Source organism: Gilliamella sp. Nev3-1 (assembly GCF_001690435.1).
Lineage (GTDB): Bacteria > Pseudomonadota > Gammaproteobacteria > Enterobacterales > Orbaceae > Gilliamella > Gilliamella apicola_C.
In genome coordinates this window covers 100,586-114,195 of record NZ_LZHN01000040.1, presented here as the reverse complement: position 1 = coordinate 114,195, position 13,610 = coordinate 100,586, and the positions used below count along the sequence as shown (strand labels likewise).

The 13,610-nt window shown below is 36.2% G+C and carries 13 protein-coding genes and 2 pseudogenes; 10 read left to right on the top strand and 5 right to left on the bottom strand.

Annotation, left to right across the window (positions count from 1 at the left end):
* Nucleotides 1-138 precede the first annotated feature (138 nt).
* The 5 genes and pseudogenes from bamE to A9G40_RS14275 all read left to right on the top strand — a co-directional run.
* The gene (bamE, locus tag A9G40_RS06935) at nt 139-501 is read left to right on the top strand and encodes an outer membrane protein assembly factor BamE domain-containing protein (protein ID WP_065582449.1); all 363 of its coding nucleotides are present in this window, start codon (nt 139-141) and stop codon (nt 499-501) included.
* An 84-nt stretch (nt 502-585) separates the two neighbouring features.
* Nucleotides 586-726: pseudogene (locus A9G40_RS15470) on the top strand (IS256 family transposase); the annotation flags it as partial.
* 717 nt (nt 727-1,443) lie between these two features.
* Entirely contained in the window at nt 1,444-2,385 is a 942-nt protein-coding gene (locus A9G40_RS06930) for an ABC transporter permease (protein WP_065582448.1), read from the top strand.
* Complete coding sequence (locus tag A9G40_RS06925) at nt 2,385-3,329, top strand: iron chelate uptake ABC transporter family permease subunit (protein ID WP_065582447.1); 945 nt, start codon at nt 2,385-2,387, stop codon at nt 3,327-3,329. Before A9G40_RS06930 ends, A9G40_RS06925 begins: the two co-directional genes overlap by 1 nt.
* Nucleotides 3,326-3,853: pseudogene (locus A9G40_RS14275) on the top strand (ATP-binding cassette domain-containing protein); the annotation flags it as partial. The gene A9G40_RS06925 and the pseudogene A9G40_RS14275, both read left to right, overlap by 4 nt.
* On the opposite strand, the gene A9G40_RS14960 reads toward A9G40_RS14275, so the two are convergent.
* On the bottom strand, nt 3,771-4,007 hold the full coding sequence (locus tag A9G40_RS14960) for a hypothetical protein (RefSeq protein ID WP_065582445.1): 237 nt from the start codon (nt 4,005-4,007) through the stop codon (nt 3,771-3,773). The pseudogene A9G40_RS14275 and the gene A9G40_RS14960 overlap by 83 nt on opposite strands.
* A gap of 172 nt (nt 4,008-4,179) precedes the next feature.
* Nucleotides 4,180-4,482, bottom strand: coding sequence for a MerR family transcriptional regulator (locus A9G40_RS06910; protein WP_065582444.1), 303 nt, complete (start codon nt 4,480-4,482; stop codon nt 4,180-4,182).
* A 147-nt stretch (nt 4,483-4,629) separates the two neighbouring features.
* Between A9G40_RS06910 and A9G40_RS06905 the strand changes: the two genes are divergently transcribed.
* Nucleotides 4,630-5,787: an MFS transporter gene (locus A9G40_RS06905; RefSeq protein ID WP_065582443.1), complete on the top strand. Its 1,158-nt coding sequence runs from the start codon at nt 4,630-4,632 to the stop codon at nt 5,785-5,787.
* Nucleotides 5,788-5,890: 103 nt separating this feature from the next.
* Nucleotides 5,891-6,466, top strand: coding sequence for a hypothetical protein (locus A9G40_RS06900; RefSeq protein WP_065580444.1), 576 nt, complete (start codon nt 5,891-5,893; stop codon nt 6,464-6,466).
* Nucleotides 6,467-6,606: 140 nt separating this feature from the next.
* On the opposite strand, the gene metG is transcribed toward A9G40_RS06900, so the two are convergent.
* Nucleotides 6,607-8,634 carry a methionine--tRNA ligase gene (gene metG / locus A9G40_RS06895; protein WP_065582442.1) on the bottom strand — a complete coding sequence of 676 codons (2,028 nt, stop codon included), beginning with the start codon at nt 8,632-8,634 and terminating at the stop codon, nt 6,607-6,609.
* Between the two features lie 227 nt (nt 8,635-8,861).
* Here metG and apbC point away from each other — a divergent pair, with 227 nt between their 5' ends.
* Nucleotides 8,862-9,962, top strand: a complete 1,101-nt coding sequence (gene apbC / locus A9G40_RS06890; RefSeq protein ID WP_065582441.1) for an iron-sulfur cluster carrier protein ApbC — start codon at nt 8,862-8,864, stop codon at nt 9,960-9,962.
* 108 nt (nt 9,963-10,070) lie between these two features.
* Here the strand turns inward: apbC and A9G40_RS06885 are convergent, their stop codons facing one another.
* Together A9G40_RS06885 and A9G40_RS06880 are read right to left on the bottom strand one after the other, a co-directional pair.
* Nucleotides 10,071-10,811, bottom strand: coding sequence for an acid phosphatase (locus A9G40_RS06885; protein ID WP_065582440.1), 741 nt, complete (start codon nt 10,809-10,811; stop codon nt 10,071-10,073).
* A 281-nt stretch (nt 10,812-11,092) separates the two neighbouring features.
* Nucleotides 11,093-11,446, bottom strand: coding sequence for a DMT family protein (locus A9G40_RS06880; protein ID WP_065582439.1), 354 nt, complete (start codon nt 11,444-11,446; stop codon nt 11,093-11,095).
* 287 nt (nt 11,447-11,733) lie between these two features.
* Here A9G40_RS06880 and tpx point away from each other — a divergent pair, with 287 nt between their 5' ends.
* Nucleotides 11,734-12,246 (top strand): thiol peroxidase, encoded by a 513-nt coding sequence (gene tpx, locus A9G40_RS06875; protein ID WP_065582438.1) that lies wholly within the window; start codon nt 11,734-11,736, stop codon nt 12,244-12,246.
* A gap of 141 nt (nt 12,247-12,387) precedes the next feature.
* Nucleotides 12,388-13,569 carry a sugar transporter gene (locus tag A9G40_RS06870; RefSeq protein ID WP_065582437.1) on the top strand — a complete coding sequence of 394 codons (1,182 nt, stop codon included), beginning with the start codon at nt 12,388-12,390 and terminating at the stop codon, nt 13,567-13,569.
* The last annotated feature ends 41 nt before the right edge of the window (nt 13,570-13,610 follow it).

Below are 13,610 nucleotides of genomic sequence, written 5' to 3'. Positions count from 1 at the left end.
TCCATATTTTTATTATTAACAGCCTATTCTAATTTAAATATTATTTGTCAATAATAAAAAATACAAGCTCACCTTGAACGTTGCCCAACATGTGCTATTATTGGCAAACATCAAGGTATTAACATTAAACAACGATACATGAAAAATTTAAAAAAGCTTCTTATTGCATTCCTATCGATCATAATTTTATCAAGTTGCTCAAAAAAGAATTTTTTAGAACAAGGAACCACATTAAATAAAGAAAAAGTGAGTAAAATAGTCGAAGGATCAACAACTGAATCACAAATGATTAAACTATTTGGTGAGCCAACAATTCGAAAAGAGATTAATTCAAATGAGATACAATGGACATATCAATATGTCAAAAAAAGTTCAACCAGTCATATGTTTATCGGTGAAACCCAATACGATATTGTTGAAGGAACTCTTGATGTTATCGTGTCAAAAGGCTTAGTCATTTGGTTTAATTATAATGAAAAACACAAACAGAAAAAATGGTAATTAAAAGACAATCCAGTCCTAGATTTAGCCCTATAAATAATTTTGTGTATTTGCTTACTTTTAATACCTTGTAATATAAAATAAAATGGGAATTATCACAACAAGGCTGTTTATACCCTACTCGCCCTGAATTTAGCAGCGAAAAAGAAAGCATTAGGTTTATATTTATCTGAAAACGAAAGGGTGCATTTTTGGTTATCTATTTTGACCGATTTGCAAAACAAATGAAAATAGCTTGCTCAAGCTGTGGTATTTGAGGTGGCAAAATGCAAGAAAATACGGGCAATACTAACCCTAAATTTGAATTTAGCATTGTCACAGTTGATGTTATTTTTCTCTAATCGTCTTGATAAGGTGCTCACTTTGTGAATAAAACTGACACAGAATTATGAACAATCTCCACTCGTTCTATTGATTGCCAATGCAAAAACATCATATTGATTTAATCATTTTCAGCGTAAATCTCTATAATCAACTGTTATTTAACTTAGTCTTACTGTCGCATGATCCTCGCCAAAACTTGAGATAGACTTTTAATCAAAGAATTAATATCATTACCCACCACCATAAAAAACTTAAATAAAATCAATTGGTTTTCTGACTGATTTTTATCATGCCGATTTATCCTTCTTACTGTCTCATCGCAGCCTTAGTCCCTGATATCATGGACTAAGCTTGGCGCGCTTAAACATGCATTAAATAAAGCATAATCCACAGCCTATTGTTTGAATACTATACTAAATTTTTACTTATATTGATTTAACATAGATATTGAGCAGATAATATACAGCATATAACCATAAGGATAAGTAATGCAGGTATTTATCAGCAAATGCGGAGGTATAAATCATATTGTATGCTTACTCGTTTTTTTGCTGAACTTGCTGAAAATTCAATATTGTTAGGTTTAAGCGGTGATGCCAATATTGAGGTTTATTGCTGATGTACCGTTATATGATAGGTGCATTTGTTGTTTTATGCATACTCTCTTTGCTGGTAGGCTCTGATCCGATTTCATGGACAGGTTTACTGGTCGGTTCAGATGCTGACTGGCTAACTTTGAAAGCCAGCCGTTTCCCGCGCCTGCTGGCGATTATTCTTACTGGTATGGGGCTTTCTATTGGCGGGGTAATTCTACAACATATTGTCCGCAATAAGTTTGTTGAGCCGGAAACGGCCGGCGGGCTAGATGCAGCTAAGCTGGGGATTCTGATGTCACTGGTACTGCTGCCTTCGGTTGGGGTATTAAGTAAGATGCTGGTGGCTCTGGCGTTCTGTTTTGTGGCTGAGCTGATTTATATCCTGATTATTGCCAGAATCCGCTATCAGCAAATTGTGCTGATTCCGGTAATTGGGCTGATGTATGGCGGTGTGTTAAGTGCCGGCGCTGAATTTTATGCTTATAAAAATAATCTTTTGCAAAATGTTCAGGGCTGGCTGCTGGGTGATTTTTCGCGTGTGGTACAGGGGCATTATGAGTTGCTGTATGTTCTGATACCGGTGATTGTGCTGAGTTATGTGTTTGCACAGCGGTTTACGGTGGCAGGTATGGGGCAGGAAGTGGCTACCAGTCTGGGTGTGGGCTATAAAAGCACGGTGGTGCTGGGGCTAATGCTTGTGTCTGTTACTGTTGCGGCAACGGTGATTACGGTGGGCTCCATTCCTTTTATCGGGCTGGTGATTCCGAATCTGGTGGCACTTAAGTATGGTGAACATTTAGCCAAAACTTTACCGATGGTGGCTCTGGGCGGGGCATGTCTGCTGCTCGTATGTGATATTAGCGGCCGTTTAATCATTTATCCTTTTGAAGTCCCTATTGGTCTTACTGCCGGTGCTGTCGGCGGTATTGTCTTTCTGCTGCTGATTTTGCGGGGGCTCCGCTAATGAATCGCAGATTCTGGCTGTTTTGTGGCTGCATCATTGCTCTGGCTGTGTTTTTTATGCTGTTTGATTCTGGCTTTGATGTTGATTATGTGCTGCCCAAACGTCTGTTACGGCTGGCTACTATTTTGCTGGCCGGTATCTGTATTGCGGTGTCGTCGGTGGTGTTTCAAACGCTGGTAACTAACCGGATTTTAACGCCGGCAATTATGGGCTACGAGGCGGTTTATCTGTTCTGGCAGGTACTGCTGTTGTTTTTTCTGGGGCAAAGTGGTCTGGGATTACTGGGGCTTAATGGCAATTTCTTTGCCTCGGTAGGCTTAATGCTGCTGTATTCGTGGATGATTCATCATTTTTTACTGCCGCGTGCACGTCATAATCTGTGGCTGTTGTTGTTATTTGGTCTGGTACTGACCATGGTAATCACTACTTTAACCCAGTTTATCCAGCTCAAAATCAGTCCGGGGGAGTTTTCGGTATTTCAAGGCATTAATTATGCTTCTTTTAATCATTCAGAAACGCTGACGCTGGTATATGCTGCTATAGCGATGCTGGTGGTGGGCTGGGTGGCCTACCCGTATCTGCCTATGCTGGATGTGATGGCTCTAGGTGAAGAACAGGCCATTTCGCTGGGCGTGGATTATGCCCGCTATGTGCGCTGGGGGTTTGGTCTGATTGCGGTGCTGGTGGCGGTATCCACCAGTCTGGTTGGACCCACGGCATTTATGGGGGTATTTATTGCCAATATGGCTTACGCCTTTGCCGGCCACTTTCAACATAAACGCATTCTGTTATTTGCCAGTGCTGTGGCTGTTGTGGTGTTTCTGGTGGCGCAGATTCTGGTGGAACATGTGTTTAATTACAGGACTACGGTAAGTATTTTAATCAATCTGATTTGTGGGATGTATTTTTTATTGCTTATTGTTTATCGTCGAGGAATGACATGATTCATATTCAAAATATTGGCAAGATTTATGGCAATAAGCCGGTACTAAATAATATTAATCTGGCGCTACCGCTGCATCAGGTGACGGCGCTGATTGGACCCAATGGCGCGGGTAAATCTACTTTGCTGATGATACTGGCACGGTTATTGGCACCTACTACAGGCAGTATTCTGTTTGAGCAACGGGATATTGCCAGTATCCGCATTGCTGATTATGCCCGCTTGGTGGCCACACTGCGATAATCGCCCAATTGTGACCTGCGTCTGACTGTAAAGGAGCTGGTGTCTTTCGGCCGTTTTCCATATGGACATGGATCGTTGTCGGCTAAAGATCATCAGCTAATAGATAAAGCAATAGATTTTTTAGATTTAAGTTCACTGCGTGATACATATATTGATGAATTATGTGGTGGGCTGAGGCAAATGGCTTTTTTGGCTACGACTATCGCTCAGGAAACGCAGATTCTTCTGCTGGACGAACCTTTAAACAATTTGGATATGAATCATGCGGTACAAAAATTAAAACGTAACAGTCATCATAGCTAAAAGCCATTTCTAAATAGCGACCTTCTAGTTTTTCATCATAGCAAACACCATCAACTTCAACAAGCGAGCTAATTTTACCTCTTTTGCTTTTAGGTAGCGGTTTTAATGTAATATTAGATATCGGTTTTATCATGTTTATCCCAAAAAATGCTTATTAATAAAAACCTATCAATAAGAAACTTAATAAAGTCAACAATTAATAAGCAAAATAATAAAATACCCATATTGAAAATAAATTATAAAACTAATTAATGAATAGAACTTGAATTAATATTATTACAATATAAAAACCAATATACACACAATTACATTTGAATTAGATTCATTAACGATTCTATTTTTGCAATTCTATCTTCAACTTTTTTGGCTGCACCATCCAATGAATATCCATCTTCCATCAATTCTTGAATTAAAACAATTTTTTTTATATTCGCTAAATCAAATTGACGAGACTTAGATTGTGGATCAACCGTTTTAATGATACCTTTTTCTTCCCAATATCGTAATTTTCTAACTGGAATTTTTGTCATCTCAGAAACCTCTCCAATACCAACAATCACGGTTGATAAAAAGTCATCATATGAATTTTTAACAGATATATCTTCCATAATAAAACCTTTTTCATCGTTTATTTTTTTATATTTTATCGATTAAATTATATTGTACAACAAATTATGTTGATTTAAAAACCATAATGGATATATACTCCAATTGTTGTAGTTTAAATACAACAATAAAACTTAAAGGACTCATCAATGAAATATAAGTTAATCGTAGGAACAACATTAATTCCTTTTATAGCACTTGCTGTTGTTACCCTTCTATACATTTTTTTACCCATTCCAGAAAATTTACTAATTTTTATCAAAGGTAGCACACCAAGTAATGTCAGCTTATTGACAAGTGTGTTTGGTATTTTTTACGCGATTGGACTAATTATTTGGGGAATTTTATCGGATAAAATAGGCAAAGATTTTACTTTAGCAATAGGCTTACTACTTTTAGCATTAATCACTTTTATTATTCCATTGATAAGTGGTTATTATTTATTATTGCTAGCACGTTCCATCCAAGGCTTTTGTGCAGCCTCATTTCCACCTGTTGCATTAGCGTGGATTTCGGTCAACCTTGCTGATGCAACAAAATCTAAAGCAATCTCAATTATTAGTTGTGCGTTTCTACTCGCAACAACCATTGGGCAATGGTTTGGTTCAATAATGATTGTTGATTCACTGCATAAATCTATGTGGTTTTTAGGTATTATTTACGCATTAGGCGCTGTATGCTTTTATTTCAACAGTTCAAAAAGCAATAGAAAAAAAACAACGCCCCAAAAAACAACAATAACTTCAATTTTTAGTAAACTTCCCAATATTTTGTTTAATAAAAAATTATTTCCTATCTATTGTTGTTCGCTCTTTGTTTTACTTAGTTTCGTTAGTCTTTATTCAATATTACACCATAGCTCATTAATCATTTATGTACCAACACTACGTAATATAAGCATTATTGCTATATTATTTAGTCTAACAGCTGGTTATATATTTAAGCTAATCAAACCATTATACGTATTATTCATGGCATTATGCCTAATGAGCATTTCGTTATTAATTCACTGTTTTTATATTAATGACCAATTAAATTTTGTTAGTTTTTTATTTATTATCCATTTTATATTTATTTTTGGACTAGCCTATGCCATTCCATCAATGATTACATGTATTACAATCGAATCTGAAGCTGAAAGTCGTGGCATTGCCATATCGCTATACACCTGTGTTTTATTTATTGGTGCGAGTGTAGGCGCCTTTTTACCAACCATTTTTGAAACAAATACTTTAATTTTACTCGTCACCCTTTTCCTATTTATTTGTGCATTGCAACTAATGTTAAATAAAAGAAATTACCATTAAGGTTTTTATAATGAAAAAAATATTTATTAGCTTAATAATTATAACAAGTTTTTTAAATTCAACTTGTTACGCCGAAGAAATGAGTACAATAAAGGAACCCACTATGAACTCAACGCAAATACAACAAGCAAAAAACATACTTGAACCAAATTTTCAAAAGTTATTACAAAATGCAGAACGCGATTTTAATTTTGTATTAACTAAACAAGGACTCCACAATAAACAGCCTGTCACTCTTTATCGTTTTGAACCCAATGAAAGCATACATCTTGAACAACAACATGTTTCATTATTAATAAATGATACTACTAAAAATTTACAAGGATTAGTAAGATTACTACCTAAATATCAGTCTTCTAGCCAACAAGTTTCCAAAGAAATCGCATTACAAATTACTCTAAATTTTCTTAAAGACTATGCACCAGATTTATTAGAAAACTATAATAATAATTGGATCAATACCCATAACGAAACTATTATTGTTGATGGCAAAAAAAACACACTAACTGGAATGAAAGTCAAATGCCGTGATTTAAATACTGGCCTCTATTTTTGGACTATTATAGGACCTGATCAAACAGTAATGGTTTTTGAAAGAGATATTGACTGGGATTTTATTCGAGCAGGAAGGCAAACTCAAAAATGGTTACATGATAGTTGGTTAGCTAAACACTTATAATAGAAAAACAACTCTAAAAAACAAACGCTACAATTATTTATCAAATAAGCAAATTTTATACTGAAACGCATAATTTCCTGAAACATCTTAACAAGTATATTAACTTGTTAAGATGCAGTTATTTATAATAAAGATATCAATTACGAAATTCGCATTCCTGGTTTAGCGCCACTATCTGGTGATAGTAGGTACACACCTTCGCCATCATCTTTACCACTTGCACAAAGCACCATACCTTCTGAAACGCCAAAACGCATTTTGCGAGGTGCTAAGTTTGCAATCATAATAGTTAAACGACCTATCAGTACTTCAGGATCTGGATAGAATTGCTTAATGCCAGAAAACACATTACGCGTTTCATCACCAATATCAAGCGTTAGTTGAAGTAATTTATCTGATCCTTCAACAAAACTGGCGTGTTTAATTAAAGCAACTCGCATGTCGACTTTAGCAAAATCGTCAAAATTAATTGTTTCAGCGATAGGTTCGGCAACTTGGGTTTTAGCTGGTGTTGCTAAGACAGCTTGTTGTTTAGTTTCTTCAATCATGGCTGTGACTTTGTCCATATCAATACGGTTAAATAAAGCTTTAAATTGATTAATCTTGTGGTTTGTTAACGCATCCCCAATGGTATTCCATTCTAATTTACTATTTAAAAATGCCTCAGTTCGTTCAGCTAATGACGGTACAATCGGTTTTAAATAGGTCATTAAAATGCGGAATAAGTGAATCCCCATTGAGCAAATATCTTGCAATGCTTGATCTTGTCCTTCTTGCTTAGCAACAACCCATGGTGCTTTTTCGTCAATATAACGATTCGCTTCATCGGCAAGCGCCATGATCTCACGAATGGCTTTACCTGATTCGCGTTGTTCAAAGAAATCGGCAATCACTTTCGCTTTTTCCACAAATAATCCATAAAGCGCTGGCTCTGCCACTTTATCCGATAATTTGCCCTCAAAACGTTTATAAATAAATCCAGCCGAACGTGAAGCAATGTTGACCACTTTATTAACTAAATCACTATTCACACGTTGCACAAAATCTTCAAGGTTTAAATCAATATCATCAATATGCGGTGATAATTTAGCGGCGTAATAGTAACGTAAACAATCGGGATCTAAATGTTTTAAATAGGTGCTTGCTTGAATAAATGTACCGCGTGATTTAGACATTTTAGCGCCATCAACGGTCACATAGCCATGAACAAAAATATTCGATGGTTTGCGATATTGGCTACCTTCAAGCATTGCAGGCCAAAATAAGCTGTGGAAGTAAACAATATCTTTACCAATAAAATGGTAAAGCTCTGTACTTGAATCTTTATTCCAAAATTCGTCAAAAATGGGTTTATTTTGTTTATTGCAGTAATTTAAAAAAGATCCCATATAACCAATGGGCGCATCTAACCAAACATAAAAATATTTACCTGGCGCATCTGGGATTTCAAAACCAAAATAAGGCGCGTCACGGCTAATATCCCATGGTTGCAAGCCAGCTTCAAACCATTCTTGCATTTTATTAGCGACTTGATCTTGCAACGTCCCAGAACGGATCCACGCTTGCAACATATTTGAGAAAGCAGGCAGATCAAAAAAGAAGTGCTCTGATTCTTTCATAATGGGGGTGGCTCCCGAAACAACAGACTTAGGGTTAATCAAATCAATCGGGTTATAAGTTGCACTACAAACTTCACAGTTATCACCATACTGATCTGGCGCTTTGCAACGTGGACAAGTGCCTTTTACAAAACGATCGGGCAAAAACATCTGTTTTTCAGGATCGAATAGCTGTGAAATGATTTTAGTTTTAATGTAACCATTAGCCTTTAAACGCTGATAAATCTGCTCTGATATTTCGCGATTTTCAGGACTATGTGTTGAGTGGTAATTATCATAACTAATATGGAACCCAGCAAAATCACGTTGATGTTCAGTTTTTACTTCACTGATCATTTGCTCTGGCGTGATACCTAATTGTTGAGCCTTAAGCATAATTGGCGTACCATGCGCATCATCAGCACAAATAAAATAAATTTCATTATCACGCATGCGTTGATAGCGTACCCACACATCAGCTTGAATATGTTCAAGCATGTGCCCTAAATGAATTGAACCATTGGCATAAGGAAGTGCACAAGTCACCAATATTTTGCGTTGAGTTGTCATATTAATTTATTGTCCCTTTTTATATAATAGCAGAAATAGTACATCAATCGTGGGATTATCGCTAGATTTATGCCATAATTTGATTAAATTTCTATACTCGATTGCGCTTTGTAAGCAAGTAAGCAATGATTCTTTTTGAGGATGAAAATAATGTGCTTGATGGTGTCCCACCATTTACGATGTTTTACCCTCTTAAGGAGAATTGATTGAAAGTGAAATGGGCCTAAATGTCGATACATAAAGAGATAGCCATAATGAACATTGAAGTCAAAAAAATTCTTGAAAATTTTACGCATCCAACTTTACAAAAAAATTTACTTGAACTTAAAGCACTAAAAAAATGTGAAATAGTTAATCATTGTTTATCTATCACTTTAGCTATGCCCTTTGTTTGGCAAACCGCTTTTGAGGAATTGAAAAAAAAATCCACTCCTGAATTACTCAAGCTTAACAACATTAACGAAGTTGACTGGCATATTGAATACCCAATAGCGACATTAAGGCGCGCTAATGACCAACATGCCATTAACAATATAAAAAATATTATCGCCATAAGTTCAGGCAAAGGTGGCGTGGGTAAATCATCAACAGCCGTCAATCTTGCACTAGCTTTACAAAAACAAGGCGCCAAAGTAGGTATTTTAGATGCAGATATTTATGGCCCTTCAATTCCAACCATGTTAGGCACAGAAAAACAGCAACCGTTAACACCTGACAATAAACACATGACCCCAATTATGGCACACGGATTAGCCAGTAACTCTATTGGTTATTTAGTCGATCCAGATAGCGCCATGGTATGGCGTGGACCAATGGCAAGCAAGGCATTACTGCAAATATTACAAGATACATTATGGCCTGAACTTGATTATTTGGTTATTGATATGCCTCCGGGTACTGGGGACATCCAATTAACCCTAGCACAAAGCATTCCAGTAACGGCAGCAATCATTGTCAGTACACCACAAGACATAGCATTAATTGATGCCCAAAAAGGCATGACCATGTTTAATAAAGTCAACATCCCTACACTAGGCATTATTGAAAACATGAGTTACCACATTTGTGAAAATTGTGGTCATCACGAAGCCATTTTTGGCGAAGGTGGAGCACAGCGTTTAGCTGAGCAATATCAAACAAAATTACTCGGGAAAATGCCACTCCATAAAATGTTACGCCAAGATCTCGATACAGGGCAACCTACTGTTATTAGCCATCCTGATAGCGAATTTACCCAGCTTTATTGCCAAATTGCCGGGCGTATTGCCAGTGAGTTATATTGGCAAGGCGAAGCAATTTTACCGGATATTTCCTTTAAGGCGCTATAATAAAGAATAAGCTTGGCTGTCAACAACAGCCAATGCTATTGATATTTTATAATTAATTTGGCATCACATCGCCATGATCAGCTGCGCAATAACTGCCCATTATCACCCTTATTTTAAATGGCGGAACTCGGCTTTTGCCTTCGTTAATTGTTGATTAAAAACGGTATTCGTATGTAATTGAGCAACCACCGCAGCTGCCATCACCTTAGCAGCATCAACATCACTTTGCCAATGATAGCCACAAATAACGCGGCTTTCGCCAATCTCATAACCTCGTTTTAAAATTTCATTTTGACGCGCTGGATTTATCTCTGCTAACACAAGTGAAATAGCAAACCCCATTGTTGTATGACCAGAGGGATAGGATCCATTGGTCGATAGCGCTTTTTCATCATCTGGGCGACAGGTTGGTTCATGGAAAAATGAAAACGGTCGAATACGATTATAATGGTTTTTAGCTGAGCGCGTTGCCAAATCCCCTGCATCTTCTTTCATTGTAGTAACTAATTTGTAAATTTCTGGTGTTTTCTTATCAGAAATTTCAAAACCAAAAGATGGTGAAAATTGCTTAGTGATATTATCTTTACTTGAATCAGCATCTAAATAGGCCTGTTTTCCACGTTCTGTATTACGAACAGACTTACCCCAATCGTACATTGCTTTATCGCGTAAAAAATCAATGCTGTCAAAAGTAGGAGGCGGTGGCAAAAGCAGCAAGCTATTAGGTGCTTGTTCTTCTTTAAGGAAAAAATCATTAGGATCTGTTGTTACATCTTTTCCCCCAGAAGCAAAAACATTTGAACATATTAAAGAAGCAACAAATAACGAACAAAAAATTTTTTTTTGCATATACTTCTCCTTATACAAATAAGGGATAACTATCAAAACATGTTATCGAAACAAAAAACGCTTAAATAACATCCAATTAATGATTTTGTATGAAACAATAACACGGTCAGCAAGATATCAATAGCTGTTCAACAATAAAATACAGCAACATATTAATAAAGATTGAGTATTTTTAATGTGATAGTCATCACAATTATATTTACAGTGGAATATTTGAAAGGCTAATTTAGATCATTACCGTGACAAATATGCTCAATATTTATCACGGTTCTAGAATGAATTTAAGCAAAAATCTTATCGCGGAACATAAAAAATACTGCACCTAAAAGACACAAACCCGCCCAAATATAGTCTGTCTTAAATGGCTCTTTTAAAATATAAATTGAAAAAGGGATAAAAACAGACAAACTAATTACTTCCTGAATAATCTTTAATTGACTTGCGCTGGCAACCTGAAAACCAATGCGATTAGCAGGCACTTGCAATAAATACTCAAATAACGCAATCCCCCAGCTAGCAAACACCGCCACTAGCCAAACTTGGTTATGTAAAAACCGCAAATGCCCATACCACGCAAAAGTCATAAAAACATTACTAAAAGTCAGTAAACAAACAGTAATAAGTAATTGATTCATAGTGTTGATATAAGAGTAAAGAAAGGGACTGGCATTATATACCATTGTCTAATAAACATACAAAATAGAAATAATTTAATTACATTAAAAAAACAACATTATTAACAATAGTTGAAATTGGCTAATTCATCACTAAAAACATGATAGCGCTATTGCTCAGTAGTCTGTTTAGGTCTATATTGAATCAACGCCAATAGGTGCAAAATCTTTAATGCATTGAACGTCGTTATCCTATCAACACTGAAATTTATTACAACACAATTATTATCCCCCCAAAGGAAACAGTTATGCAAAAAAGAGTCAATGAAGTTACTATGCGTGGAGCCCCCATTACTTTGTTAGGTCCCAAAATCAACGTTGGTGACATAGCACCTGATTTTATTGTGCAAGATTTAGTAATGAAACCCATTAAATTATCCGATTTTAAAGGTAAAATCAGAATTATTAATTCGGTACCATCCATTGATACTTCGGTATGTAGTGCCCAAGTTCACCGTTTTAATGTCGAAGCGGCAAAATTAACCGATACTATAATATTTTCAATTAGCCTTGATTTACCTTTTGCATTAAATCGCTATTGTGCTGCTGAAGGCATTAATGCCGTTAAAGTGACGTCAGATCATAAAGACCTTGATTTTGGCCTAAAATATGGCACTGTTATTGAAGAACTACGTTTACTTTCCCGAGCCGTATTTGTTATTGATAAAAATGACAAAATTGCTTATGTTGAATATGTTAAAGAAACATCTTCAGAACCTAATTATGACAAAGCCCTAGCGGCGGTTAAAGCATTAGCATAAATCAAAGCAATAATACATCGCCATCCTCTACAAATAGTGGTGGCGATGATTTACTTTAAGATTTATTTAGAGTAGCTATTTAATAGACAAAATTATTCAGTTATAATCCAATAAAAACATACCTCTTCCATAATCTTAATCATGAATAATAGTATTCCCCGATCTCGCATTTGGTCATCAATTCTTTGCCTTGCATTTGCGGCATTTATTTTTAATACAACGGAATTTGTGCCCGTTGGGCTATTACCTAATATTGCTGAAAGCTTTTCAATGGATGTCGCTCATGCTGGATTATTACTCACCATTTATGCGTGGGCTGTCTCGTTATTATCATTGCCACTCACAGTATTAACGTCAAAAATGGAACGAAGAAAGCTACTCATCCTTTTATTTTGCCTATTTATTGGTAGTCATATTTTAGCTGGGTTTGCGTGGAATTTTTACAGTTTGATGGTAGCAAGAATTGGTATTGCTTGTGCTCATGCGGTATTTTGGGCAATTACAACACCACTTGCCGTTCGGTTAGCGCCCAATGGTAAAAAAGCTAAAGCCATGGGCTTTATTGTTATTGGCGTATCGATGGCAACCATTCTAGGCATTCCAATTGGCACCATCATAGGACAACTCGTTGGCTGGCGTGTGACTTTTTTATGTATTGCTGGTATCGCTTTTTGCGTGATGATATTACTACTCCGCTTATTGCCTACTGTACCAAGCATGGATATTATCTCTATCAAAGATATTCCAATGGTATTAAAACGCCCAATACTGCTAAACATTTATCTATTAATAGCCATTATAATTGCTGGCCACTTCACTGCTTATACCTACATTACGCCATTTATGAAAGATGTTGGCGGATTTAATCAAAATGTTATCGTCGCTTTATTGTTAGTAGTCGGTTTTTCTGGCATGATTGGCAGCGTTATTTTTGCAAAATACGCCGAAAAAAATCCAACCGCCATTTTAGTGATCCCTATGTTGTCATTGATCGCTTGTTTATTATCACTTTATGTCTGTTCGTTCACACTTTATACCGCAATCATCCAATGTTTGATCTGGGGGCTTTCGATTACCATTATTGGCATGGTCATGCAAAGCAAAGTCATCGATGCAGCGCCCGATGCAACCGATATTGCCACATCTGTTTATTCAGGTATTTACAATATTGGAATAGGCGGAGGTGCTTTTATAGGTAGTAAAGTATTAATTTTACTATCAACGGAGGATATTGGTTTTGTTGGCGCCGTTTTCGTTATTATTGCGTTGTTATTTTTCTGTCTTTGTTCTAGAAAATTGTGGAATAATAAAACCATTTTATAAAAATCTTAAAGCTCAGAAACAGCATTATTTATTATATAGCG